Genomic DNA, 22,832 nt, shown 5'->3' on the forward strand with positions numbered 1-22,832 from the left:
AGTACACCGACTCTTTTGGTTATGGCGACAACGCTCGATGCCGACGATGATCGGGCCGGGGGGAAGCCACACCGGGCGAGGAACACGCATCGCCACGGTTGCTCTCCGCACGCCCGATCCTCCACAAGAGACCCCAGGAGCGGTGGATGTCCGGAGACCAGATCAGGCCGGGCTGGCGTGCCACGCCGGCCCGCAACGGAAGGAAGGACGAGCATCGGACACCGCGCGCACCGGACGCCCGGCTGCCCGGTGACCCGGAGCTGGGCGGCGCGCTGCGCCGGCTCGCCGACGCCGGTGACCGCGCCGCCGCGCACCTGTGCCTGGTGGCCCAGCCGATGCTGTTCGGCCCGGTGGCACGCCGCACCCCGCTCGGCGACACCTGGCGGGACGCGCTGCGCCGGCACCTCGCCGGTGCTCCCGACGAGGCGGCCGCCCGGCTGGCCGACGTGCCGATCGGCGGCACCGCCGCCGACGCCGTGCAGGTGCACTGCTTCGCCGCCGCGTACCACCTGGCCGCCGGTGAGCCGGAGCGGGCCGGGTACGCGGCCGAGGAGGCCGCCCGCGCCGCCGCCGGCTGCCGGCTGCCGGCGGCCGCGCAGGCGGTGGCCCGGCTCGGCGTGCTGCTGGCCGCCGCCGGCGGTGACGAGGCGCCCACCCGGGGCGGCCCGGACCTGGCCGACGGGCTGCCCCGGGCCGATCTCGGGCTGTTCCGGCTGATGCTGCACCTCGAGGTGGCCCGCCAGGCGCTGCGCACCGGGGACGCCGGCCCGGCGCTGCGGCACGCGCAGGCGGCGATCCGGGTGGCCCAGGCGACCGGCGGCAGCGGCCACGAGCCGTACGCGCTCAGCCTCGCCGCCGCCGCCAAGTGCCAGCTGGGCCGGCTGGAGGACGCGCTCGCCGACGGCGCCGCCGGGCAGCGGCTGCAGGAGTTGGCCGGCGTCCCCACCGAGGAGGCGTTCGGGCTGGCGGTGCTCGGCATGGTGCACCGCCGCCGGCGGGAGCCGCGACAGGCACGGCAGGCCCTGGAGCAGGCCCTCGCCGCCCTCGACTCCGGCCCGCGCCGGCCCGCCCTGCGGGTCTGGGTTCTCACCGAGCTGGCCCGGGTCCGCGCCGCCGACGACCTGCGCGCCGCCCGGGAGCTGGCCGAGCGGGCGGTCACCCTGGCCGGCGACGCCGAGCGGTCCTCCGCCCTGCTGGCCCGCGGCTGGGTGGCGCTGCTGGCCGGCGACACCGGCCGGGCCCACCACGACGCGGCCGACGCACGCACCGGCGCCACCCTCGACCGGCGGCGCGCCACCCTGGTCCAGGCCCTCCAGCTCATCGTGCTGGCGTCGGCCGACCCGCGGGCCGCCACCGGGCTGCTGGACGACGCCGCGACCCTCTGCCAGGAGCTGGGCGACCGGGCCGAGGAGGCGGCCGTGCGGCTCATCGCCGCCCGGCTGCGCGGCCGCCGGGCCCGCCGTGGCGCGGAGGGCGCCGAGCAGCAGCTCCGTCGCTGCGGGGTACGCCTGGACCCGGGCGTCGCCGACGGGCTCACCGCGATCACGCTGCGGGTACCGGCCGTGGCGGTGCACACCCTCGGCGACTTCCGGGTGTTCCGGTCCGGCACCGTCGTGCCGTACCGGGAGTGGCAGTCGAAGAAGGCCCGCGACCTGCTGAAGATCCTGGTCGCGCACCGGGGCCGGGCGGTGCCGCGCAGCCGGCTGATGGAGCTGCTCTGGCCGGACGAGACCCCGTCGCGCACCGCCAACCGGCTCTCCGTGCTGCTGTCCACGGTGCGCCGGGTGCTCGGCACCGGGCAGGGCGCCGGGCGCGGCCCGGTGCTGGCCGACCGCAGCTCGGTGGCGATCGACCTGAACGTGGTCGACGTGGACGTCGAGGCGTTCCTCATCGCCGCCGAGGAGGCGCAGGCCGCGCAGCGGGCCGGGCACGCCGACGCGCCCCGGCTGCTGGCCCGCGCCGACGAGCTGTACGGCGGTGACTTCCTCGCCGACGACCCGTACGACGACTGGGCGCAGCCGCTGCGCGAGGAGGCGCAGGCCGCGCACACCAGCGTGCTGCGGGCGCTCGCCCAGCACGCCGAGGACACCGACCAGAAGCTGGTCTACCTGATGCGGCTGGTGCACCGCGACCCGTACGACGAGGACGCCCACCTGGAGCTGGTGCAGGTGCTCCGCGACGCGGGCCGGCACGGCGAGGCGGAGCGGCGCTACCGCGCGTACGCCGACCGGATGCGCGAGCTGGGCATCACCCCGGCCGGCCGGTACGTCCCGGACGAACCGCTCGCCGCCGCGCCGCCGGCCCTCACCGGCACCGCGCCCACCCCGGCCGGGCGACCACCGGCCGGCGCGCGGCGGCCGCCCCGGCCCCGACCGGCCTGGTCGACCGAGGTCGGGCCGGAGCACCCGCCGCTGCTGTCGTACCGGCCGGAACACCCGCGACCGGCACTGAGCCGGCGGAGCTGAGGGCGGCGCCGGATCAGACCGGGCCGGCCCCGGCGAGCAGCGCCTCCGCCGAGCTGGTCCGGGCGTAGCGCAGAAAGCGCCCGACCCGGTGGGTGCCGACCAGGCCGGCGTCGCGCAGCACGGTCAGGTGGTGCGAGACCGTGCCGGGGCTCAGGCCGCACCGCTGGGCCAACTCGGTGGTCGCGGCCGGTACCGCCAGCTCGTGCAGCAGGATCGCCCGGGTGCGTCCCAGCACCCGGGCGAGCGCCTCGCTGGCCGGGACGGTGCTGCGTTCCCAGAGCGTGCCGACGCCCCGGGCGGCGTAGCGCAGGACCGGCTGGGTGGCCGGCTCGGTCAGGTTCGACCAGACCCGCGAGCCGGCGAAGACCGACGGCACCAGCAGCAGCCCGCGGCCGGCCAGGTCGGTCGCGCCGGCCCGGGTCAGGTGGTCGACGCGCAGCACGCCGTCCGCCCAGGACACGTGCGGGTCGATCCGGTTGAGCAGGCCGCGCACGCCCTGGGCGGCCATCACGCCGGCACCCACCAGCACCTCCCGCTCCAGCAGGGTCCGCATCCGCGGCCAGTACGGCGCCAGCGCCGCGTCCGCGTACCCGGCGATCACGTCGGCGAGCCGGGCCAGCCCGGCGGCGGGGTCGTCGTAGAGGGCGGCCAGCCGGGCCGGCCGGGGCCCGGGCAGCTCGTCCAGCCCGGCCCGGACCGCCTCCGGCGGGGTGGCCACGAGGGCGGCCAGTTCCAGCTCCAGCGTGGGCTGCGAGGTCACCGGCGGTGCGCAGACGAAGGACGGGATGACCGTCGTCGGCACGGGCACCAGGTCCGCGAAGATCCGCCAGTCGAGGGTGGACAGTCGCGGCCGGACCTGCCGCAGCCACGGCTGGTGGGCGGGGAAGAACTCCGGGTTCTTGACCACCCGCAGGCTGGCCACCGCCTCCCACAGCGGCGAGACCGCGAACCGGATGTCGGCGAGGTCGTGGGCCCCCAGCGCGACGCTGAGCATGGCACCTCCGTTGGATTCGACGCAGCTCAAATTTATCGCCCCGGCCGGGCCCGGCGGTCAGGGTGCTGCCATGACCACGATCGCGCGCCCACCGACCCGCTGGCCCCGGCCGTTCCGGTACGTCTACGCCGCCAACCTGGCCGACAGCATCGGCTACCAGGTGGGCTACCTGGCGCTACCGGTGCTCGCGGTGTCCGTGCTCGGCGCCACCCCCGGGCAGGTGGGCCTGCTCGCGGTGTTGAGCACCGTTGCGTTCCTGCTGATCGGCCTTCCCGCCGGGGTGTGGGTGGACCGCTGGCCGCGCCGTACCGTGCTGATCGTCGCCGACCTGGTCCGCGCCGCCCTGTACGTCTCGGTCCCGCTGGCCTGGTGGGCCGACGGGCTCACCATCGGGCAGCTGTACGCGGTGGTGCTGCTCGCCGGGGTCGCCACGGTCTTCGGCGACGTGGCCGCGCAGAGCTTCCTGCCGGAACTGGTCGGCCGGGACCGGCTGGTGGCGGCGAACTCGCTGCTGATGACCAGCAACGCCACCGTGCAGATCGGCGGGCGCGGTCTCGGCGGGCTGCTCGTGCAGGGGCTCGGCGCACCGGTCGCACTCGCCCTGAACGCGGTCACCCACCTGCTCTCCGCGTTCGCCCTCACCCGGGTACCCCCCGCCACCGGCGGTGCGGCCCGCGCTGCCACCCGGCCCGGCGGCTTCGGCCGGCAACTCGCCGAAGGGGTCCGGCATGTGCTGGGCAACCCGCTGCTTCGCCCGCTCGCCGGGTCGCTGGCCGGCATCAACCTCACGGTCAACCTGATGACCACCATGCTGCCGGTGGTCTTCCTGCGCGAACTGCGGCTCGGTGCCGGCGTCCTCGGGCTCTTCCTCGCCGCCGGTGGCGCCGGCGCGCTGCTCGGCGCGGTGACGGCCCGGCCGCTGGCCGCGCGGATCGGGCACGGCCGGATGCTCTGGCTGCCCGGAGCGGTGGTCGCGCCGGCCGGCGCGCTGGTCGCGCTGGTCGACCGGGGCGGATGGCTGTGGCTGGCCGGGGCGGGTTGGCTGGCCCTGGCGTGGCGGACCGGGATCGGCAACGTCATCGGCGTCAGCCTGCGCCAACAGGTGACCCCGGACGCGCTGCTCGGCCGGATGAACGCCACCTTCCGGTTCCTGCTCACCGGCGCGATCGCGGTGGGCGCCGGGCTGGCCGGCCTGCTCGGCCAGTACGCCGGCCCACGGACCTCGCTCTGGATCGGCGCGGCCGGTGTCGCGCTGACCTGGCTGCCGGTGTTCCGCTCGCCGCTGCGCACCCTGGCCGACCCGGCCGGACCGCCGGCGGGCGGGCGCTGACCGCCGCCGCCCGCCGGGCTGTTACCCGGCGGTTACCCGGCTGCGAAGCGACTGTGGCACGCCGGGCCGAGCGTCGAGGCACGGAGGCACCGGAGCCGGTCCGGTGGTCCGCAACCTCGACAGGAGAACAGCGATGAGACTGCGCAGAGCGATGTTGGCGCTGGTGGTCGTGCTCGGCGGGCTGGTCGCCGGTGCGGGCGGCGCCACGGCGGCCGCCCCGTACTGCGGGATCACCTGGGGCAGCACGGCCAAGTCGGGGGGCGCGCTGAGCGCGGCCCCGCTGATCGAGGTCCGCACCGGGCAGCACGACTGCTGGGACCGGGTGGTCTTCGAGTTCGACGGGTCGGCCAACGGTTACGCGGTGGCCTACGGCGAGACGTACACCGAGGGGCAGGGGCTGGCGCTGTCCCCGTACACCGCCGGGGGTGCGCTGCTGCGGGTGTCGCTGCGCGCGCCCGCGTACGACGAGGAGCACGTCGGCACGCTGCCGTACCGGGCCGGTGAGCACGCCGCCACCGTGCTCGGCTACCGGACCCTGCGGGACGTGGTGTTCGGCGGCAGCTACGAGGGCTACAGCACCTTCGCCGTCGGCGTCCGCGCCCAGCTGCCGTACCGGGTCACCGTGCTCAGCGGTCCGGGTACGCACAGCCGGATCGTCCTGGACGTGGCCCACCAGTGGCAGGAGTGACCGCTACGGCCCCGGTGCGGGGAGCCGACCGGCTTCCCGCACCGACCGTTACGCCAGGTCCCCGCACCGTCGCGCCCGGCTACCCTGAGCGGGTCATGGAGGGCCGCGTGCTGGTCGTCGAGGACGATGCCTCCATTCGGGAGGTCACCGCCCTGGGGCTGCGGCGCGCCGGGTTCCGGGTGGACACCGCGGCGGACGGACCGACCGCGCTGGCCGCCTGGCGGGCCGGCCCCGTCGACCTGATCGTGCTGGACGTGATGCTGCCCGGCCTCGACGGCTTCCAGGTCTGCCGGGAGATCCGGCGCACCAGCCAGCTGCCGATCCTGATGCTCACCGCCCGCACCGACACCATCGACGTGGTGGTGGGCCTGGAGTGCGGCGCGGACGACTACCTGCGCAAGCCGTTCGACCTGCCGGAACTCGTCGCCCGGGTGCGCGCGGTGCTGCGCCGGACCGTCGCCCCGCCCGAGCCGCACCCGGTCACCGCCGGCCCGCTGGAGATCGACCCGGCCCGCTTCGTCGCCCGCAAGGCGGGCCGCGAGCTGACCCTCACCGCCACCGAGTTCCGGCTGCTGCTGGAGCTGGCCCGCCGTCCCGGACAGGTGTTCACCCGGGAGCTGCTGCTGGACCGGGTGTGGGGGCACAGCTACCTCGGCGACTCCCGGCTGGTCGACGTGGCGGTGCAACGCCTGCGGGCCAAGGTGGAGGACGACCCGGCGGCACCGACCCTGATTCGCACCGTGCGCGGCGCCGGCTACAAGCTCGCCCCGGGGTGAGGGCCGTGGCGGCGGGCAGGGTCAGCCCCGGGCGGCTGCGCCGCCGGCTCGTCGTCGCCTTCGTCCTGGTCGCCGGGGTGTCCGCCGGGGCGCTCGCCGGCGGCTCGTACCTGATGCTGCGGCAGGCGCGCTTCGACGGTTCCCTGCAACGCGCCGCCGCCGACGCCCGCTACCAGCTCGTGCTGGCCGGGCAGTTCGTGCCGCTGACCGACACCCGCCGGGCGGACCTGCTGGCCAGCTTTGCGCAGAACGGGCGGCCGGTGCTGCTGGTCACCGGCGACGTCCAGGCGTCCGACCCCCGTTACGCGCCGGCGCCCGGGCCGGCCCTGCGCGACACGGTCGCCGCCGGCCAGCTCGGTTTCCAGCGCACGGCGGGCGCCGCCGGATCGCACCTGCTGGTGGTCGGCGGCCGGATCCCCGGCTCGACCGCCGAGCTGTACGTGGTGACCGTCGAGGACGACCTCGTCGGCGACCTCGACCAGCTGCGCACCGCCCTGGCGGTCGGCTGGGTCGCCGTGGTGCTGGTCGCCGCCGCGGTCGGGCACACTCTGGCCCGGCGCACCCTGGAACCGGTCGGCCGGGCCAGCCGGGCCGCCCGGGCGGTCGCCGAAGGGCTGCTCGACACCCGGCTGCCCGTGGACGGCCGGGACGAGTTCAGCGCCTGGGCGGCCTCCTTCAACGAGATGGCGGAGGCGCTGGAGACGAAGATCGCGGCGCTGTCCCGGGCCCAGGCCCGCGAGCGGCGCTTCACCGCCGACGTCGCGCACGAACTGCGTACCCCGGTCACCGCCCTGGTGGCGGCGGCGTCGCTGCTGGCCGACCAGCTCGACGCGCTGCCGGCCGACGGCCGCCGGGCCGCCGAACTCCTGGTCACCGACGTGGTCCGGCTGCGCCGGCTGGTCGAGGAGTTGATGGAGATCTCCCGCCTGGACGCCGGGCGGGAGGCGGTGACGGTCCGGCCGGTCGACGTGGTCGCGCTGCTGGGCGGCATCGCCACGGCGCGTGGCTGGGCCGACCGGGTCAGCGTGACCGGCGCCGCCCCGCCCGTGGGCACCGACCCGCGCCGGCTGGAACGGGTGCTGGCCAACCTGCTGTCCAACGCCGTCGAGCACGGCGGCGGCGCGGTCCGGGCCGAGGTACGGCACACCGGGACCGCGCTGGTCGTCGACGTCGCCGACCAGGGGCCGGGCATCCCCGCCGAGCACCTGCCGCACCTGTTCGACCGCTTCTACAAGGTCGACCCGGCCCGCACCGGCGCGGGCAGCGGGCTCGGTCTGGCCATCGCGCTGGAGAACGCCCGGCTGCTCGGCGGCCGGCTGACCGTCGACAGCCAACCCGGCCGGGGCACCCGTTTCCGCCTCGACCTGCCCACCACCGGAGGTGCGCCGTGCGACGCCTGATCGCGCCGGTCGCGGCGCTGCTGCTGCTCTCCGCCGGCTGCGCGCCGGCCCGGTCCGGCACGCTCGGTCCGGCGCCGGTCGCCCCGTCCACCGGCACGCCGCCGGCCGCCGCGGCGTCCCGCACCCTCGCCCCGGCCGCCTCGCCCGGCCGGCCCACCCCGACACCGCCGGCCGCGCCGGTCAGCACCGCCGCGGCGGGGGCCGGGGACACCGTCACCGTGCAGCTCTGGTTCACCCGCGCCGGCCGGCTGGTGCCGACCCGGCGTACCCTGCCCGCCACCCCGGCCACCTCCCGGCTGGCCCTCACCGAACTCGCCGCCGGGCCCACCCTGGCCGAGACGGCCGCCGGGATGACCTCGCTGGTCCCGCCCGGCGTGCAGGTCACCCGCATCGACGGCCGGGTGGCCACGCTGGTCCCGCCGGCCGGCTTCGACACCGGCGGCGCGACCGCCGCCCGGCTGCGCCGCGCCCAGGTGGTCTGGACGCTCACCCAGTTCCCCACCGTGCGGCGGGTCGCCTTCGCCGCGACCGACACCGCGCCGGCCGACCGCGCCGACTACGCCGACCTGCTCCCGCCGATCGTGGTCACCGGCCCGGCCGTCGGCGACCGGGTCGGCAGCCCGATCACCGTCACCGGCACCGCCAACGTCTACGAGGCCACCGTGAGCGTGCGGGTGCTCGACGGCGCCGGGCGGGAGATCGGCACCGCGTTCACGCTCGCCACCTGCGGCTCCGGCTGCCGGGGCGACTACCGGGTCGCGGTGCGCTACCGGCGGGCCACGGCAGGGCCGGGGACGGTCGAGGTGTACGAGGTGTCGGCGCGGGACGGGTCGCGGATCAACGTGGTGCCGGTCCCCGTCGTACTCGCCGCCAGCGGCTGACCGGCCCTGGTCCAGGGCGGTACGCAGGTCCTGCTGTCGGGCTATGCGCCCGACGGGGTGGCCGGCGCCCGCGAAGCGGCGCGCCACCGCGGTGCCCGCACCGGGCCCCGCACCGACGATGCGCACGGGCCCGGGCTGACGCTCTCGATCACGTCTTCTCCGCTCCGGCTGGCGCTGCCTGCTCGGCGAGCCAGCGCCACTCGTGCCACGTCGCCAGCCGATCCTGGTACACCTTCTCCGCGACCGGGTACGGGTAGGGGCCGAGGAACAGGCGCAGAGGTGGTTGAGCGGTATCGGCCAGAGTCAGGATGACCTGCGCGGTGACGGCGGGGTCGGCAGGCGTGCGGGCCGCCGCGCCGGCGCGGCGCGCTTCGCGCACGGGCTCGTAGGCCGCGATGGGGTCGGTGTGCACGGCCGAGTCGGTGGACCAGTCCGTGGCGTACGGTCCCGGCTCTACGATCGTCAGCTTGACCCCCAGCGGCGCGATCTCCGCCGCGAGGGCTTCGCTGAGGCCCTCCAGAGCCCACTTCGACGCGTTGTAGAGCCCGAGCGTTGGGAACGCGGCGAGGCCGCCGATGCTGGACACCTGCATGATGTGACCGCTGCCTTGTGCCCGCAGCACCGGCAGCGCCGCCTGGGTCACCCACAGAGCCCCGAAGAAGTTCGTCTCCATCTGGGCGCGGGCCTGCTCCTCGGTGGTTTCCTCGACCATGCCGAACAAGCCGTAGCCGGCGTTGTTGACGATGACATCCAGGGTGCCGAACGCCTCGGTGGCCCGGGCCACGGCCGCGAAGACCGCCGAGCGGTCGGTGACATCGAGGACGAGCGGCAGGACCCCGTCGCCGTACGCCTCGACCAGGCCCTCGAGGGCCTGCTCGTTGCGGGCCGTTGCGGCGACCCGGTCTCCCCGGGCGAGTGCGGCGGCGGCCCAGGCCCGGCCGAAGCCGCGGGACGCGCCGGTGATGAACCATGTCTTCATGCCCTGACGATCCATCGGCCCAGCGCGGGCTGCCAGCACCCTGGCAGGGTTAGGCTCCGACGGGTGAGTGGTCAGAACCTCCTCGGCGACTTTCTGAAGGCGCGCCGCGGACGGGTCACGCCAGATCAGGCGGGTGTGCGGTCCCTGGGGCGCAGGCGCGTGCCCGGCCTGCGCCGAGACGAGTTGGCCCGGCTCGCGGGGATCAGCCAGCACTACCTGACCCGGCTGGAGCAGGGGAAGGATCGCAACCCCTCGACCCAGGTGCTGCGCGCCCTGGCGACCGCCCTGCGGCTGGACCGGAACGAGACCGCCCACCTGTACGCGCTGGCCGCCCCGTCTCAGGCGGTCGAGGGGCATCGCGAGGTCGGCGAGGACGTCCAGCAGCTGATCGACTCCTGGGGCACGACCCCGGCGTACGTGCGCAACCGCGGCTTCGACGTCCTGGCAGCCAACAAGCTCGCCATGGCGCTCTCGCCGATGTACACGCCTGGGCGCAACCTCGTCCGGGACGTGTTCCTCGACAAGGATCTCCGCGGCCTTCTGCCCGATTGGCAGGAGATCGCCGCGCAGACCGCTGCCGCGCTGCGCGCAGAGGGGGACCTGCGCGATCCCGCGACTGCCGGGCTCATCTCCTCGATGCTGATGGACGGCGACTTCCGGCGTCTGTGGGAAAACCATGACGTGCGGCCGGTACGCAATGAGATCAAGCGGTTCGTGCACCCGCTCGTGGGCCCCCTGACGCTTCGACGCCAAGCACTCTCGATCGCCGGCGCCGAAGACCAAACGATCATCACGTACCAGGCAGAACCGGGCAGTCCCTCCGCCGACGCCCTCAACAGCCTGTGTTGATCGCGATCGACCGGCCGCACGCAGGATCCGAGCAGGCAGAGGTGTGTCGTCTAGCGCGCAGCGGCGTCGCGCGCCTCGTAGATCCACGCCTCCGGCGCGCCCTCCGGTGCCCGTTCCGCCCGCTGGTACTCGACGACGCCGGTCCCCTCGTGCGCGCCGTGCAGTTTGAGCTGGTACGTCGGCGGCGGATGCTCCGCGTCCGGCACGTCCCAGTTCACCGGCATCCCGTCGTACGGCCCGCCGCGCAGGCGCAACTTCACGATTGCCACGTCCTGACGGTAACGAAGCGGGCGCTCGCGCGGGTCGGTTCCGGGCTCCGGTCAACTTAGGCCGGCCGCCGGCTCGTCGAGGTGGGTCAGGCCGGCCGCCGCCTCGTCGAGGTGGGCGACGAACCGCCGGACCGCGGCGGGCCGGCTGCGCCCGGCGACGGTGGCGGCGAAGACCCGCCGGACCGAGGCGTCGTCGGGGTGCAGCCGGAGCAGGGCAAGGTCGGGCGGGGTGGCCCGGACGGCGAGCGCGGGCACCAGCGCGACGCCGAGCCCGGCCGCCACGCAGCCGAGCTTGCCGGTCCACTCGGCGGCCACGATGTCGACGCGGGGCCGGAAGCCGGCGGGCAGGGTGGCCCGCAGCAGGGTCTCCTCGGCGGTGGCGGAGCCGGCGATGAACGCGTCGTCGGCCAGTTCGGTCAGCCGGACGGTGCGGCGGTGGGCGAGCCGGTGCGTGCGCGGCACCGCCACCAGCAGCACCTCGTCGACGAGGTGGTGCAGGTCGAACCGCCCGCCGTCGAGCGGCTGGTCCGGCGCCGCGCTCACCACGGCCACGTCGGCGTCCCCGCTGAGCAGGCGGTCCAGCAGCCGCGGGGTCAGCCCTTCGACCAGGTGCAACGCCACCGCGGGGTGGGCCGACCGGAACGCGGCCAGGGCGCGGGGCACCAGTGCGGCCACCGCCGTCGGGAACGCGCCGACCCGCAGCCGGCCGGCCGTCAGGTCCCGCAGCGCGGCGAGGTCCCGGCGGGCGCTGTCCAGCCGGTCGAGCACGGCCTCGGCGTGGCCGAGCAGGCAGCGGCCCTCCTCGGTCAGCGCGACACCGCGCGGCAGCCGGTCGAACAGCGGCGCGCCGACCTCGGCCTCCAGGGCGGCGATCTGCCGGGACACCGCGGACTGGGTGTAGCGCAGGCTCCGGGCGGCCGCCGTGATGGAGCCGTGCGCCGCGACGGTACGGAAGGTGTGGAGGGCGTCGGGCTGCACGCGACCATCCTGCCATGCGGCTGACGCATGGCACGGATGCCAGACATTCGCTGGTGGCATCGTCGTGCGGCTCCTAGCGTTGCCGCACATGGACCTCGCACTGCTCGGCACCGGCACCATGGGCACCGCCATCGGCCGTCGCCTGCTGGCCGTCGGCCACCGCCCCACCGTCTGGAACCGCACCGCCGCCCGGACCGCGCCGCTCGTCGCGGCGGGCGCCCGCGCCGCCGCCACCCCGGCCGAGGCCGTCCGGGACGCCGACGTGGTGATCACCATGCTCACCGACGCCACCGCCGTACGCGACGTGCTGCGCTCCGCCGGACCCGCGCTGCGACCCGGCGCCCACGTGATCGAGATGTCCACCGTCGGCCCGGCGGCGCTGCCGGAACTGGCCGCGCTGCTGCCGCCGGGCGTGCACCTGGTCGACGCGCCGGTCGCCGGCAGCGCCCCGGCCGCCGAGGCCGGCCGACTCACCGTGCTGGCCGGCGGCGACGAGGCCGCGCTCGACCGGGTTGCCCCGGTGCTGGCGCGGCTCGGCACCGTCCGCCGCTGCGGCGGTCCGGGTCGGGGCGCCGCCCGGAAACTGGTGCTCAACACCGCCCTGGTCACCGCCGTGGCGGCGGTCGCCGACGCGCTGGCGGTCGCCGAGGCGGTCGGGCTGGATCGGCGTACCGCGCTCGACGCCCTCGCCGGCGGACCGCTCGGCGCCGCGGTCGACCGGGCGACCAGCACGGACGCCGCGTTCGCGGTGAGCCTCGCCGCCAAGGACGCCCGGCTCGCCCTGGCCGCCCTGGACGGCGCCCCCGCGCCCCTGCTGCGCGCCGCCGCGACGGTGCTCGCCACCGCACCCCACCCCGACCTCGACCTCGCCACCCTCACCCGTCGGCCCGGCAAGGAGCAGTCATGAGCATCACCCTGGACAACCCGGCGAACGTTCCGGCGCCTTTCGGCGACCGGTTCGCCCACGTGGCCCGCCTCGACCTGCCGGGCGGCGCGCTGCTCGTCCTCTCCGGCCAGGTGGGCGTGGACGAGCGCGGCGTGATCGTCGAGCCCGGCGACGTCCGGGCCCAGTCGGAGCGGATCTTCGCGCTGATCGGCGGCCTGCTCGTCGCGCACGGCGCCACCTTCGAGGACGTGCTGCACGTCCGGACGTTCCTGACCGACCTGGACGACCTGGCCGGCTACGCGGCGGTCCGCGGCCGGTACTTCCCGCGCACCCGGCCGGCCAGCACCACGGTGGAGGTGAACCGGCTCTTCCTCGACGGGGCGGTGCTGGAGGTCGAGGTGACGGCCGCGGTCACCTCGACCTGACGTGCCGGTGCGGCACCCGCCCGACCCCGGTGGTCGAGCTGCCCCCACAGCGGACGGCAGGTGGAGACCAGAGCGGGGATCGAACCCGCGTGCACGGTTTTGCGGACCGCTCCCTCACCACTCGGGCATCTGGTCGGGATGAGGCGGTGCCCCCGGCTGGATTCGAACCAGCGACCTTCGGATCCGGAATCCGACGCGCTCTCCGCTGCGCCACGGGGGCGTGAGCTGCGAGCCGAGGACTCGAACCTCGAACCTTCCCGTCCAGAGCGGGACGTGCTGCCTGTTGCACCAGCTCGCAAGGGGTTCCGCTCCGGTACGGACGCGGACCGTGCCCCGACCAGGATTCGAACCTGGGCTCTCCGGTTTCGTAGACCGGCGCGCTCTCCGCTGCGCCACCGGGGCGGGATGACCGGCGCCCCACCCCCTCCCGGGGCGCCGGTCGCGGGGTGTCAGCCCTTCACGCAGACCACCTGCTTGAGGTGGGCGACCACCTCGACCAGGTCCTCCTGCTGGGCCATCACCCGGGTGATGTCCTTGTACGCGCCGGGGATCTCGTCGACCACCCCGGCGTCCTTGCGGCACTCCACGCCGGCCGTCTGCGCGGCCAGGTCGGCGGTGCTGTACGTCCGCTTCGCCTGCCCCCGCGACATCCGCCGCCCGGCCCCGTGCGAGGCCGAGCAGTACGCGTCGAGGTTGCCCTTGCCGCGCACGATGTACGAGCCGGTGCCCATCGAGCCGGGGATGATGCCCAGGTCGCCCTTGCCGGCCCGGATGGCCCCCTTCCGGGTGACCAGCACGTCCACCCCGTCGTACGTCTCCTCCGCCACATAGTTGTGGTGGCAGGAGATCGGCTCGTCGTAGCCGACCTGCGGGAACTCGTCCCGGACCACCTGACAGAGCAGGGCGAGCAGGACGGCGCGGTTGCGCCGCGCGTACTCCTGCGCCCACCAGAGGTCCCGGCGGTAGGCGTCCATCTCCGGCGTGCCGGCGAGGAACACCGCCAGGTCCCGGTCGGGCAGGTCGACGTTGTGCGGCAGCCCGCGGGCCACCGCCATGTGCCGCTCGGCCAGTTCCTTGCCGATGTTGCGCGAGCCGGAGTGCAGCATCAGCCAGACCCGGCCGTCGTCGGTGCCGCCCTGCTCGAGGCAGACCTCGATGAAGTGGTTGCCACCGCCGAGCGTGCCGAGCTGCCGCTGGGCCCGGGTCTCCAGCTGTGCCACCTTCCGGTCGAGGGTGCCGAAGCGCCGCCAGAAGTCGACCCAGCCGGCCTGCTCCAGGCCGCGGATCCGGCGCGGGTCGACCGGGTCGTCGTGCTTGGCGAAGCCGACCGGGATGGCCGCCTCGATCGCGTTGCGCAGCGCGGCGAGGTCGTCGGGCAGGTCGGCGGCGGTGAGCGAGGTACGGACCGCGGACATCCCGCAGCCGATGTCGACCCCGACGGCGGCCGGCGACACGGCCTGCCGCATGGCGATGACCGAGCCGACGGTGGCGCCCTTGCCGAAGTGCACGTCCGGCATGACCGCGACGCCCTGCACCCACGGCAGCGCGCCGATGTTGCGCAGCTGCCGGGCCGCCTGCGCCTCGATCGTGTACGGGTCGGTCCAGACCCGGACCGGCGCCCGGGTACCGGCCAGCGGGGTGAAACCCATCGTCGTCTCCTTGCCTGAGGGATCTGCGAGCGGCTGGCCGGATTCGAACCGGCGATCTTCACCATGGCGAGGTGACGCGCTGCCTGGCTGCGCTACAACCGCGAGGGCGGTCCCGGGTGGGACCGGCGTAGGCCGTGCGGGGCTCGAACCCGCAACCTCCCGGGTGAGAACCGGGTGAGCTTCCTGTTGCTCCAACGGCCCGTGCGGGACGGCGTCGCCGTCCACGCGCTGTCCGGGACCGCGGAATCGAACCGCGTGTCTCTCGCGCCCAAGGCGAGCGGGTCAACCAGCTCCCTCGTCCCGGATGCCCGGCGCGGCGCGGTGCGCCGGCCGGGCTCGTGCTCATGCCGTCCACTGTGGAGTTGAGAAGAGGCGACGTCGCCGGCGGTGGGCCGGGACAGGAGAAGGTGGGGAGGTGCGCCGACGGTGGTCGGGTGGGCATCGGATCCTGCGGGCGTCGGTGGCGACGAAAAAGCCGCCCGGTCCCTGGTCGCGGGGCGGCGGGCGGCTGCGCGTGGGTCGCGCCGGCGCTAGAAGCGCCACCACCCGGATTGCCGCCGCTGCCGTCGGCACCGCCGCAGGCCGGGTTCGGCCAGCAGGGCACCGCCGCGCGGCGTGGGCCGCGGGGCCTGGGTGCGATTCTGCTGCGACACGGCGTGCTCCCTGGAGGTGGAACCGGTTGACGTTGGCCCGTTCACGGTATGGGCAGCCCCGGGGAGACCGCAACGGATATTCGCGAGGAGGTTTCGGCCGGCGTCGGCAGGGGCGGTGCGGCCCCGCCGGCCACGGCCGGTCACCGGTCGGACCGGGCGGTGACCCGGCGGGCGACGGCGAGCAGGTACTCCTTGCGGTTGAGCGGGTCATGGTCCCAGCGGGGCCGGCGCGGGACCGGGCCGCGCACCGGCCGGTAGTGGTCGAACTCGGCCTCCAGGCTGCCCTCGCCACGGGTCAGCGACGGCAGCCGCTGCTCCAGCGCGTGCACCCGGCCGGCCGGCACCTCCCCCTCCACCAGGTACGCGCCGCCGCGCAGTAGCGAGCTGCGGGGCACCGCGTCCAGGCCGGCGAGCACCGGCAGGACCGCGCCGAACAGGTCGGCCGGCACCTCCAGGCGGAACCGGTGCACCGGCTCGTGGACCCGGGTGCCGGCCTGGCGCAGCGCGGCCATCAGCACCAGCGGGGTGAGGTTGCGGAAGTCGCCGGCGGTGCTGGACATGCTCTTGTCGAACACCGCGTGCGCGTGGCTCTGCCGGGCCCAGTAGCCGCCGTGGGTGAGGGTGACCACGCAGTCGAGCACCGACCAGCCGTGCAGCCCCTGGTGCAAGGTCTCCCGGACGGTGTCCTCGATGGCCTTGAGGAAGGCCGGCGGCATCGAGCCGAGTTCGATGCCGAGCCGGAAGGCCACTCCGCTGTCGACCGGCCCGGGCTCGATCCGGAGCCCGACCGTGCCGAGGAACGGGTTCGGGTCCTTGCCGATCCATTCCACCGCGGCGCCGACGCCGGTGAGTCGTTCGACGCAGACGGTGGTGGTCTCCCGGAAGGTGACCGGGACGCCGTACTCGTCGGCGAGGGTGGCCTCGATGACCTCCTTCTGCACCTCGCCGTAGAGGGAGACGGCGAGCTCCCGGCGCAGGTCGTCCTGACGCAGATTGATCAGCGGGTCCTGCTCGGCGAGCTGGACGAGCGCGGCGTGCAGCGCGGGCCGGTCGGTGGCCCGCGTGGGCTCGACGACGGTCTCCAGGGTGGGCGGGGAGAAGTGGTGCCGGCCGCCGGAGCGTTCCGGTGCCACGCCGATCGGGTCGCCGACGCGGACGTCGGTGAGGCCGTGCAGGCGGGCGATCCGGCCGGCGCCGACCGAGCCGGCCGGCGCCGCGTCACCGCCGTCGAAGACGGCCAGGGCGGTCACCTTGGCCTCCTGGTCGCCCCGGTACCGGATCCGGTCGCGGACCCGCACCGTGCCGGCGAAGATCCGGGCGTAGGCGATTTTCTCGCCGGCCGGGCCGCGTTCGACCTTGAACACCGTGCCGGACAGCGGCGCCTCGTCGTCGCCCTCGCCGGTCGGCAGCAGCTCGGCGATGGCGGCGATCAGGTCGTCCACCCCGGCGCCGGTGATCGCGGAGCCGGCGTGCACCGGGTGCACCCGGGCCCGGGCGGTCTGCGTGGCGAGCGCCGCCCGCAGCCGGGCGCCGGTGACCCCGCGCTCGTCGGCCAGGTACGCGCCGAGCAGCGCGTCGTCGTGCGCGGTGAGCAGGTCGACCAGCCGGGTGGTGTGGTCGGGGTCGTCGATCGGGTACGGGCGCCAGCGGGCCGCCGGGGTGCCGGCGGCCTCGACCCGGCCGAGGGCGACCGCGTACGGGGTGAGCCGGTCGGTGATCTGCCGCAGCACCCGGTCCGGGTCGGCGCCGGCCCGGTCCACCTTGTTCACGAAGATGAGGGTGGGGATGCCGAGCCGGTGCAGGGTGCGGGCGAGCACCCGGGTCTGGGCCTGGACGCCCTCGACGGCGGAGATGACGAGCACCGCGCCGTCGAGCACGCCGAGCGCCCGCTCCACCTCGGCGATGAAGTCGGGGTGGCCGGGGGTGTCGATCAGGTTGACCGTCACTCCGGCGACGGCGAAGGAGACCATCGCGGAGCGGATGGTGATGCCGCGCTGCCGCTCCAGCGCCATGGTGTCGGTACGGGTGCTGCCGTCGTCCACGCTGCCAGGTACGTCGATGACGCCGGCGCTGTGCAGCAGCCGTTCGGTCAGGCTGGTCTTACCGGCGTCGACATGGGCGAGGATGCCGAGGTTGAGGGTTGCCACGAAGCGTCATGTCCTCCGGGTAGGCGGTCGTTCCCTTCTGGTGGGACATGGACGCGGCTCGCATCGTGGTGCTCCTCCACTCGGTGGACGTCGTACCGGCATTGCAGCAGCCGGCCGGTGGACCCGGCAACCGGTTAACCCGCCCGGGTGACCGGGCGGCGGCGCACCCGCGCCTGGTCACCGCCCCCGGCGGCGGGACCGGGTGACCGCGCCGCGTCGGGCCGGCCCGATGCGGCGGAGGCACGACGAACACCCCGGCCTGAGCGGCCGGGGTGTTCGACACGTCGGTGGACCGTGGGCAGCCGCGCGGTGGCGGCCACGGCGCGGGCGGGCTACTGGAGCGACGCGACCGGGCGCCGCTTCATCTCCTCCATGAACGGGAACGCGGCGGTCAGCTCGGGCAGCGTCGTCCCGGCCCGCCACGCGGCCGCCACCTGGGCGACCTGGAGCAGGTCGGTGGCGTCACCACGGGCCTGGACCTCGTCGGAGACCCGGAGGTCGATCATGAAGTAGCGGGCCTGGGCGCCGAGGCCGACACAGACCACGCCGTGGGCCGAGGCCAGCTCGGCACAGGTGAACCGGGCCCGCCCGTGGTCCGGGGCGGTGACCTCGCCGACGTCGAGCCGGTGCCGGGCGGCGGTGTCGGCGAGCGCGGCCGCGAGCCCACCCCGTTCGACCAGGTCCGGGTAGAGGCGCACACCCAGCGCCGACGACACGTCGCTCATGCCTGACTCCCACTTCCTCGTGACAGAGACCAGCAGCGCGCGGGTTACGGGAATGTTTCCGGCGCGCCTCGCCATCCTGTCCCTCCCGGCCGCCTCCCGGCAATAGGAACTGTCCATTCGGCCTCCGTCGTGGCAGGTCGGCACCACCGGCGGTACGATCCCGCCCCATGGCCCGGATCCGGTGCGACTTCTTCTCCGAGGCACTCGGCATGAGCACCTCGATGACCGTGCTGCTGCCCGAGCGCGCCGCCACGCAGATCGGGATGGCGGGCAGCGGGGCCACCGCCGATCCGCCGGTGCTCTACCTGCTGCACGGGCTGACCGACGACGACACGATCTGGACCCGGCGCACCGCGATCGAGCGGTACGTCGCGCCGCTCGGGCTGGCCGTGGTGATGCCGCAGGTCCAGCGCAGTTTCTACACCGACGAGGCACACGGCAACCGGTACTGGACCTTCCTCAGCGAGGAACTGCCGCTGGTCTGCCGATCCTTCTTCCGGCTCTCCGACCGGCCTGTCGACACCTTCGTGGCCGGCCTGTCGATGGGCGGCTACGGGGCGTTGAAGTGGGCGCTGCGGCAGCCGGGCCGGTTCGCGGCGGCGGCCAGTCTCTCCGGCGCGCTCGACGTGGCCCGCCGACGCGACCACCCGACCCGCCCGCTGGATCCGGCGGTCTGGCACACCGTCTGGGGTGACCGCGCGGTGGCCGGCGCCGACGACGACACCATGGCGCTGCTGGAGCGTGCCGGCGACGACCTGCCGGCGCTCTACGTCGCGTGCGGCACCGAGGACTTCCTCCACGAGGACAACGTCCGCTTCGTGGAGACCGCCCGCCGGCGCGACGTGCCGCTGACCGTGGACTTCTCCCCCGGCGACCACGACTGGGCGTACTGGGACGCGAAGATCCAGGACGTGCTGGCCTGGCTGCCGTTGCGCCGCGACCCGTGACGGTCGGGCGCCGGTCCGCGGTCCGGCCGTCGGCCGGCCCGTCCCATGCTCCGAACGGCGAGCCTCACCGCAGCTCCGCCGCTCACCGCAGCGACGACCGGGCCACCGGAAAGTCGAAGTACGTCTTCGGGTACGGCTCGTCGAGGTAGCGGTAGTGCCACCACTCGCGGGGATAGTTCTCGAAGCCCTGCGCGGTCATCAGCCGCTTCAGCAACTGCCGGTTGTCCCGGGCCGTCCCGGTGATCCGGGCGTCGGCGGTGTGCGCGCGCGGATCGAAGCAGTCGAAGCCGGTGCCCATGTCGACGGAGTTGTCGGCGAAGCGCCGGCCGGCGGGCGCGGTGCAGGCCACCAGCGGCTGCCCGGGCGCGTACCCCGGCTGGTCGGGGGTGGGCACCGGGACGAGCGTGAGGTCGAGCGTGCTGCCCCGGCTGTGCGCGGTCGGCGCGCCGACGTAGCCGTCGGCGAAGAGCCGGTCCTTCGGCTCGGCGGGATAGAACTCGCCCTTCATCTGCTGCTCGTCGGGGCGTTTCGCCCAGGCGACGAAGTCGTCCACGGCCCGCTGCGGGCGGTAGCAGTCGTACACCTTGAGGCTGCGCCCCTGGGCGAGCGCGGCGGTCTGCACCCGGTGCAGCGCCTCGGCCGCCCGGCGGGTGAGCAGGCAGCGCGGTTCGGCGTAGCCGGTGATCGGCCGGCCGACGAAGTTGTGCGCGCCGGCGTACCGGATGTCGGTGCGCACGCTCGGGTCGACGGCGGCGAGGTCGACGATGTCGGCCGGGGCGCGCGGCCCGGTCGGGGTGGCCGACGGGGTCGGCGGGACGGCCGACGGAGTGGGCGGCTTGGCCGGCGGTGGCGTCGGCGGCGGGGCGGGCGCCGGCCGCTGGCAGGCGGCCAGCGCCGCGGCCAGCACGGCCACGACGGTCGCCACCCGCACGCCGGTCCTCACCCCGCCGTGTCTACCAGCATCAGGGGCGCGCCGGGCCGGCAAACGGTGGGCGCCCGCCCGGTCAGCCGTCGAGGAGGGGCCGGAGGAAGTCGAGCGCGGCGGCGTCGTCGTCGATGCCGCCCGCCTCGTGGCCGTTGTACCGCCAGACGGCCAGCTCGGCCGGCCCCCGGTACTCGTGCACCGCGGCGAACACCGTGGACGGCGGCACGATGTCGTCCATCAGCGCGACCGAGAAGCGGGCCGGCACGGTGGCCCGCCGGGCGAAGGCGACCCCGTCGACGTAGCCGAGGGTGTGCAGCGCGGCGTCCTCCCGGTCCCGGTGCACCGCCAGGTAGTCCCGGATCTCCCGGTAGGGGTGGGCGTCGGTGATGGTCACCGCGCGCGGGATGTCACAGAGGAACGGCACGTACGACACGGCCGCGCGCAGGTCGGGCACCAGAGCGGCGGTGGCCAGCGCGGCCGCGCCGCCCTGGCTGTGCCCGAGCACCGCCACCCGGTCCGGGTCCACGGCCGGCAGCCGGCGGGCGGCGTCGACGGCCCGGACCGCGTCGGTGAGGAAGCGGCGGTAGTAGTAGCGGCGGGGGTCCTCGATGCCCCGGGTGGTGACGCCGGGCGCCTGCGGGCCGGCCCCGGCCAGGTCGGGGGTGTCGCCACGGCTCCACCCGGAACCCTGGCCCCGGGTGTCCATCTGCAGGTGCGCGTAGCCGGCCGCGGCCCAGAGCAGGTTCTCCAGCGCGTGCCCCCGACCGCCGCCGTAGCCGACGTACTGCACCACGGTGGGCAGCGGTCCGGTGGCGCCGCGCGGCACCCGCAGCCACGCCCGGACCGGCTGGCCGGCGAAGCCGGGAAAGGTCACGTCGAAGACGTCGAGGCCGGTCAGCGGCGTGGCCACCGGCGTCACGTCGAGGTCGCCGCCGCACTCGCGCGCCTCGGCGAGGGTCTCGGCCCAGAAGGCGTCGAAGTCGTCCGGCTCGCGGAGCGCGCTGCGGTAGCCGCGCAGGTCCGCCTCGGGCAGGTCGGTGTACAAGAGCCGCTCCTCCACTGGCCGACCGGGAAATTTCCGAAACCTCGCGATGATCTCCCGGAACGCTAGGGCGACCCCGGGTTGTCGTCAACCCCGGGGCCGTACGGCAAGATGACCGGGGGCGGCAGGCCGTTCCGAGCGCCGTCGGCACGGTTGCCGGCGGTGTTCCGGCCGGGTGAAGGAGACGCGGGTGAGCACGGACGGCGAGCGCAGGGTGACCATCACCGTGATCGCGCGGGAGGCCGGGGTCTCCGTGCCCACCGTCTCCCGCGTGCTCAACGGGCGTTCGGACGTCGCGCCGGAGACCCGGGAGCGGGTCGAGGAGCTGCTGCGTCACCACGGCTACCGGCGGCGCGGCACCCGCGCCGCGCACCGGGCGGGCCTGCTCGACCTGCTCTTCCCCGACCTGGACAGCCCGTGGGCCCTGGAGATCATCCGCGGCGTGGAGGACGTCGGGCACGCCGCCGGGGTGGGCACCGTGGTCTCGGCGATCCACCGCGAGTCCACCTCGACCCGGCAGTGGCTGCAGAACCTGCGCGCCCGCGCCTCGGACGGTGTCATCGTGGTGACCTCGCACCTCACCCCGCCGGTGCACGCGCAGCTGCGCCGGCTCAACGTGCCGGTCGTGGTCGTCGACCCGGCCGGGGCGCCCGCCACCGACGTGCCCACCATCGGCGCCACCAACTGGTCCGGTGGGCTGGCCGCGACCGAGCACCTGCTCGCGCTGGGGCACCACCGGATCGGGCTGGTGGCCGGCCCCCCGCACCTGCTGTGCAGCCGGGCCCGGCTCGACGGCTACCGGGCCGCCCTGGAGCGGGCCGGCGTGCCGCTGGACGACCGGCTCGTGCAGCCCGGCGACTTCTACCACGCCTCCGGCTTCGCGGCGGGGACGGCCCTGCTGGAGCTCGACGACCCGCCCACCGCGATCTTCGCGGCCAGCGACCAGATGGCCTTCGGGGTCTACGAGGCGGTGCGCCGCCGCGGCCTGCGGGTCGGCGACGACGTCAGCGTGGTCGGCTTCGACGACCTGCCCGAGGCGCGCTGGGCGTCGCCGCCGCTGACCACGGTCCGGCAGCCGCTGGTCGAGATGGGGCGGCTCGCCGCGCGCACCGTGCTGCGCCTGTCCCAGGGCGAGGAGGTCGAGTCCCCCCGGGTCGAGCTGGCCACCGAGCTGGTCGTGCGGGACAGTTCGGTCCGGCACGACGCCGGGCGGGTCCCGGCGGACCTGTCCCGCTAGCCGCCGTCACCGCCGTCCGGCGGGCGCGCCGGCCCGGCCGGCGCCACGAGGGCGGCCGGGTGCCGGCGTCGGCGGCCCAGCAGCACCGCGCCGCCGGCCACCAGCAGCACCCCGACCGCCACCGACGAGCGGGTGCCCGGCCAGCCACCGGCGTGCCCGGCGGCGGGACCGCCCACCGCCCGGGCGCCGGCGAGCGCCGACGCGCCGGCCGGTGGGGACGGGCTGGCCGAGCTGAGCTCTCCCGGCCGGACCAGCCGCCCCACGGCGGCGTCCCGGGGCAGGCCGAACCCCCAGTCGAGCAGGGCCGCGCCCTGCTGCCAGCCGCGCTGGGTCGGGATCTCGGCGCCGAGCAGGGTGACCACGAGCCGTCGTCCGCCCCGCTCGGCGGCCCCGACGTAGGTGTGCCGGGCCAGGTCGGTGAAGCCCGTCTTGCCGCCCAGGGCGCCCGGATACTGCGCCAGCAGCTGGTTGTCGTTCTGGATCTCGAACGGCTTCACCCGCAGCGCCGGCTGGCCGGGCACCACCGCGGTACGGGTCGCGGTGTACCGGCGGAAGGCGGGCTGGGCGAAGCAGGCGCGGGCGATCAG

General features: G+C 75.5%; 20 protein-coding genes, 7 tRNA genes and 1 pseudogene. 11 read left to right on the forward strand and 17 right to left on the reverse strand.

Annotated elements, in window-relative coordinates; genetic code table 11:
- Positions 1-146 precede the first annotated feature (146 nt).
- Positions 147-2,465: a BTAD domain-containing putative transcriptional regulator gene (locus LQ51_RS31100; RefSeq protein ID WP_052744760.1), complete on the forward strand. Its 2,319-nt coding sequence runs from the start codon at positions 147-149 to the stop codon at positions 2,463-2,465.
- A 13-nt stretch (positions 2,466-2,478) separates the two neighbouring features.
- On the opposite strand, the gene LQ51_RS05345 is transcribed toward LQ51_RS31100, so the two are convergent.
- The gene (locus tag LQ51_RS05345) at positions 2,479-3,459 is read right to left on the reverse strand and encodes an ArsR/SmtB family transcription factor (protein ID WP_046563531.1); all 981 of its coding nucleotides are present in this window, start codon (positions 3,457-3,459) and stop codon (positions 2,479-2,481) included.
- Between the two features lie 70 nt (positions 3,460-3,529).
- On the opposite strand from LQ51_RS05345, the gene LQ51_RS05350 reads away from it, so the two are divergent.
- The 5 genes from LQ51_RS05350 (at position 3,530) to LQ51_RS05370 (ending at position 8,534) form a co-directional block, all read left to right on the forward strand.
- A complete protein-coding gene (locus LQ51_RS05350) occupies positions 3,530-4,789 on the forward strand; it encodes an MFS transporter (RefSeq protein WP_046563532.1) in 1,260 nt (419 codons plus the stop codon).
- A gap of 133 nt (positions 4,790-4,922) precedes the next feature.
- Positions 4,923-5,477 carry an AMIN-like domain-containing (lipo)protein gene (locus LQ51_RS05355; RefSeq protein ID WP_046563533.1) on the forward strand — a complete coding sequence of 185 codons (555 nt, stop codon included), beginning with the start codon at positions 4,923-4,925 and terminating at the stop codon, positions 5,475-5,477.
- 95 nt (positions 5,478-5,572) lie between these two features.
- Positions 5,573-6,253, forward strand: a complete 681-nt coding sequence (locus LQ51_RS05360) for a response regulator transcription factor (RefSeq protein WP_046563534.1) — start codon at positions 5,573-5,575, stop codon at positions 6,251-6,253.
- 5 nt (positions 6,254-6,258) lie between these two features.
- Positions 6,259-7,653 carry a sensor histidine kinase gene (locus LQ51_RS05365; protein ID WP_046563535.1) on the forward strand — a complete coding sequence of 465 codons (1,395 nt, stop codon included), beginning with the start codon at positions 6,259-6,261 and terminating at the stop codon, positions 7,651-7,653.
- Positions 7,641-8,534, forward strand: coding sequence for a Gmad2 immunoglobulin-like domain-containing protein (locus tag LQ51_RS05370; protein WP_046563536.1), 894 nt, complete (start codon positions 7,641-7,643; stop codon positions 8,532-8,534). Before LQ51_RS05365 ends, LQ51_RS05370 begins: the two co-directional genes overlap by 13 nt.
- A 148-nt stretch (positions 8,535-8,682) precedes the next feature.
- Here LQ51_RS05370 and LQ51_RS05375 read toward each other — a convergent pair whose 3' ends face one another.
- Complete coding sequence (locus LQ51_RS05375) at positions 8,683-9,513, reverse strand: SDR family NAD(P)-dependent oxidoreductase (protein WP_046563537.1); 831 nt, start codon at positions 9,511-9,513, stop codon at positions 8,683-8,685.
- A 63-nt stretch (positions 9,514-9,576) separates the two neighbouring features.
- On the opposite strand from LQ51_RS05375, the gene LQ51_RS05380 reads away from it, so the two are divergent.
- Complete coding sequence (locus tag LQ51_RS05380; RefSeq protein ID WP_046563538.1) at positions 9,577-10,362, forward strand: helix-turn-helix transcriptional regulator; 786 nt, start codon at positions 9,577-9,579, stop codon at positions 10,360-10,362.
- A gap of 50 nt (positions 10,363-10,412) precedes the next feature.
- Here LQ51_RS05380 and LQ51_RS05385 read toward each other — a convergent pair whose 3' ends face one another.
- Both LQ51_RS05385 and LQ51_RS05390 read right to left on the reverse strand, forming a co-directional pair.
- Positions 10,413-10,631 (reverse strand): hypothetical protein, encoded by a 219-nt coding sequence (locus LQ51_RS05385; RefSeq protein ID WP_046563539.1) that lies wholly within the window; start codon positions 10,629-10,631, stop codon positions 10,413-10,415.
- A gap of 51 nt (positions 10,632-10,682) precedes the next feature.
- On the reverse strand, positions 10,683-11,609 hold the full coding sequence (locus tag LQ51_RS05390; protein WP_046563540.1) for a LysR family transcriptional regulator: 927 nt from the start codon (positions 11,607-11,609) through the stop codon (positions 10,683-10,685).
- Between the two features lie 88 nt (positions 11,610-11,697).
- Between LQ51_RS05390 and LQ51_RS05395 the strand changes: the two genes are divergently transcribed.
- Both LQ51_RS05395 and LQ51_RS05400 read left to right on the forward strand, forming a co-directional pair.
- Entirely contained in the window at positions 11,698-12,516 is an 819-nt protein-coding gene (locus LQ51_RS05395; protein WP_046563541.1) for an NAD(P)-dependent oxidoreductase, read from the forward strand.
- Positions 12,513-12,920 carry a RidA family protein gene (locus tag LQ51_RS05400; RefSeq protein WP_046563542.1) on the forward strand — a complete coding sequence of 136 codons (408 nt, stop codon included), beginning with the start codon at positions 12,513-12,515 and terminating at the stop codon, positions 12,918-12,920. Before LQ51_RS05395 ends, LQ51_RS05400 begins: the two co-directional genes overlap by 4 nt.
- 61 nt (positions 12,921-12,981) lie before the next feature.
- Here the strand turns inward: LQ51_RS05400 and LQ51_RS05405 are convergent.
- From LQ51_RS05405 to LQ51_RS05445, 10 genes are all read right to left on the reverse strand, one after another.
- Positions 12,982-13,055 (reverse strand) — tRNA-Cys (locus LQ51_RS05405).
- Between the two features lie 12 nt (positions 13,056-13,067).
- Positions 13,068-13,140 (reverse strand) — tRNA-Arg (locus LQ51_RS05410).
- A gap of 5 nt (positions 13,141-13,145) precedes the next feature.
- Positions 13,146-13,218: transfer RNA gene (locus LQ51_RS05415), tRNA-Gln, on the reverse strand.
- A 31-nt stretch (positions 13,219-13,249) separates the two neighbouring features.
- A tRNA-Arg gene (locus LQ51_RS05420) sits at positions 13,250-13,322 on the reverse strand.
- Positions 13,323-13,369: 47 nt separating this feature from the next.
- Positions 13,370-14,569: an RtcB family protein gene (locus tag LQ51_RS05425; RefSeq protein ID WP_046563543.1), complete on the reverse strand. Its 1,200-nt coding sequence runs from the start codon at positions 14,567-14,569 to the stop codon at positions 13,370-13,372.
- Between the two features lie 28 nt (positions 14,570-14,597).
- Positions 14,598-14,671 (reverse strand) — tRNA-Gly (locus LQ51_RS05430).
- A 26-nt stretch (positions 14,672-14,697) separates the two neighbouring features.
- A tRNA-Glu gene (locus LQ51_RS05435) sits at positions 14,698-14,770 on the reverse strand.
- Between the two features lie 30 nt (positions 14,771-14,800).
- A tRNA-Pro gene (locus tag LQ51_RS32645) sits at positions 14,801-14,873 on the reverse strand.
- Positions 14,874-15,362: 489 nt separating this feature from the next.
- Entirely contained in the window at positions 15,363-17,369 is a 2,007-nt protein-coding gene (locus LQ51_RS05440) for an elongation factor G (protein WP_046563544.1), read from the reverse strand.
- A gap of 332 nt (positions 17,370-17,701) precedes the next feature.
- Positions 17,702-18,094 carry a hypothetical protein gene (locus LQ51_RS05445; protein WP_046563545.1) on the reverse strand — a complete coding sequence of 131 codons (393 nt, stop codon included), beginning with the start codon at positions 18,092-18,094 and terminating at the stop codon, positions 17,702-17,704.
- 167 nt (positions 18,095-18,261) lie between these two features.
- Between LQ51_RS05445 and LQ51_RS05450 the strand changes: the two genes are divergently transcribed.
- Positions 18,262-19,041 (forward strand): alpha/beta hydrolase, encoded by a 780-nt coding sequence (locus LQ51_RS05450; protein WP_046563546.1) that lies wholly within the window; start codon positions 18,262-18,264, stop codon positions 19,039-19,041.
- Between the two features lie 82 nt (positions 19,042-19,123).
- Here the strand turns inward: LQ51_RS05450 and LQ51_RS05455 are convergent, their stop codons facing one another.
- A complete protein-coding gene (locus LQ51_RS05455; RefSeq protein WP_369799821.1) occupies positions 19,124-19,984 on the reverse strand; it encodes a M15 family metallopeptidase in 861 nt (286 codons plus the stop codon).
- Positions 19,985-20,045: 61 nt separating this feature from the next.
- Entirely contained in the window at positions 20,046-21,011 is a 966-nt protein-coding gene (locus tag LQ51_RS05460) for an acetylxylan esterase (protein WP_046563558.1), read from the reverse strand.
- A 187-nt stretch (positions 21,012-21,198) separates the two neighbouring features.
- Between LQ51_RS05460 and LQ51_RS05465 the strand changes: the two genes are divergently transcribed.
- Complete coding sequence (locus LQ51_RS05465) at positions 21,199-22,245, forward strand: LacI family DNA-binding transcriptional regulator (RefSeq protein ID WP_046563559.1); 1,047 nt, start codon at positions 21,199-21,201, stop codon at positions 22,243-22,245.
- Here the strand turns inward: LQ51_RS05465 and LQ51_RS05470 are convergent.
- A pseudogene (locus LQ51_RS05470) lies at positions 22,242-22,832 on the reverse strand (D-alanyl-D-alanine carboxypeptidase); the annotation flags it as partial. The gene LQ51_RS05465 and the pseudogene LQ51_RS05470 sit on opposite strands and share 4 nt — an antisense overlap.

Origin of the sequence: Micromonospora sp. HK10, assembly GCF_000982955.1 — a bacterium.
GTDB lineage: Bacteria > Actinomycetota > Actinomycetes > Mycobacteriales > Micromonosporaceae > Micromonospora.

What these genes read in the sequence shown, in the direction of transcription:
- LQ51_RS05450 (WP_046563546.1), top strand. Translation starts at nt 18,262, where the DNA reads ATGGCCCGGATCCGGTGCGACTTCTTCTCCGAGGCACTCGGCATGAGC.
- LQ51_RS05360 (WP_046563534.1), top strand. Translation starts at nt 5,573, where the DNA reads ATGGAGGGCCGCGTGCTGGTCGTCGAGGACGATGCCTCCATTCGGGAG.
- LQ51_RS05445 (WP_046563545.1), bottom strand. Translation starts at nt 18,094, where the DNA reads ATGAGCGACGTGTCGTCGGCGCTGGGTGTGCGCCTCTACCCGGACCTG.
- LQ51_RS05400 (WP_046563542.1), top strand. Translation starts at nt 12,513, where the DNA reads ATGAGCATCACCCTGGACAACCCGGCGAACGTTCCGGCGCCTTTCGGC.
- LQ51_RS05395 (WP_046563541.1), top strand. Translation starts at nt 11,698, where the DNA reads ATGGACCTCGCACTGCTCGGCACCGGCACCATGGGCACCGCCATCGGC.
- LQ51_RS05425 (WP_046563543.1), bottom strand. Translation starts at nt 14,569, where the DNA reads ATGGGTTTCACCCCGCTGGCCGGTACCCGGGCGCCGGTCCGGGTCTGG.
- LQ51_RS05375 (WP_046563537.1), bottom strand. Translation starts at nt 9,513, where the DNA reads ATGAAGACATGGTTCATCACCGGCGCGTCCCGCGGCTTCGGCCGGGCC.
- LQ51_RS05345 (WP_046563531.1), bottom strand. Translation starts at nt 3,459, where the DNA reads ATGCTCAGCGTCGCGCTGGGGGCCCACGACCTCGCCGACATCCGGTTC.
- LQ51_RS05355 (WP_046563533.1), top strand. Translation starts at nt 4,923, where the DNA reads ATGAGACTGCGCAGAGCGATGTTGGCGCTGGTGGTCGTGCTCGGCGGG.
- LQ51_RS05350 (WP_046563532.1), top strand. Translation starts at nt 3,530, where the DNA reads ATGACCACGATCGCGCGCCCACCGACCCGCTGGCCCCGGCCGTTCCGG.
- LQ51_RS31100 (WP_052744760.1), top strand. Translation starts at nt 147, where the DNA reads ATGTCCGGAGACCAGATCAGGCCGGGCTGGCGTGCCACGCCGGCCCGC.